The organism is Methylobacterium variabile (assembly GCF_001043975.1).
GTDB classification, from domain to species: domain Bacteria; phylum Pseudomonadota; class Alphaproteobacteria; order Rhizobiales; family Beijerinckiaceae; genus Methylobacterium; species Methylobacterium variabile.
Map to the genome: position 1 here is coordinate 1 of NZ_LABY01000499.1, position 500 is coordinate 500.

The window sequence follows — 500 nt, forward strand, 5'->3', positions numbered from 1 at the left end:
CCATAGAGGTTCTCGGCCGTGCCCCGGACTTCGCGCGCCCGGCCCTCGACCGAGTTGCGGTTCGAACCGGTAAGGTCGCCGACCGCGCCCTGGATCTTGCCGCCGAGTTCCTTCGCGGCCCCGGTGATCCGATTGGTATCGACCATGATGTTCACTCCTGTATCTGTTAAATCTCGACGGGACGATGTCCGGCGTCGTCAAGCTCACCCTACGTCTCGGAAACGTCTTTTGGTTTCACTGCGGACTTCGGTAATTTCTACTGAGCTCTTCCTTCATCCACCACAGTCTGATCACCGATCAGCTTGCCGATGGCTTCCTTCACCGAGCCCTTGAGCGTTTCAGCCGTGATCGCGGACTTGGATTCGCTCATGGATCGATCCGAATAACTGATTGGCCGTACCCGCATCTCGTGCGGCTCAGCACCCCAGGTGGCGCGTGCCGAGGGCTGATCAATGACGCATCCGTACTGGTAGAGCGATTTTATTTAACCGGCCGAGCCC

General features: G+C 58.8%; 2 protein-coding genes. Both read right to left on the minus strand.

The features are described 5' to 3' along the window. Positions 1–146: CsbD family protein (locus VQ02_RS39950; RefSeq protein ID WP_048448731.1), on the minus strand; the 146-nt coding region annotated here is incomplete at its 3' end. A 110-nt stretch (positions 147–256) separates the two neighbouring features. Beyond that, positions 257–370 (minus strand): CsbD family protein, encoded by a 114-nt coding sequence (locus VQ02_RS37910; protein ID WP_107681122.1) that lies wholly within the window; start codon positions 368–370, stop codon positions 257–259. Between the last annotated feature and the right edge of the window lie 130 nt (positions 371–500).

What these genes read in the sequence shown, in the direction of transcription:
- VQ02_RS37910 (WP_107681122.1), bottom strand. Translation starts at nt 370, where the DNA reads ATGAGCGAATCCAAGTCCGCGATCACGGCTGAAACGCTCAAGGGCTCG.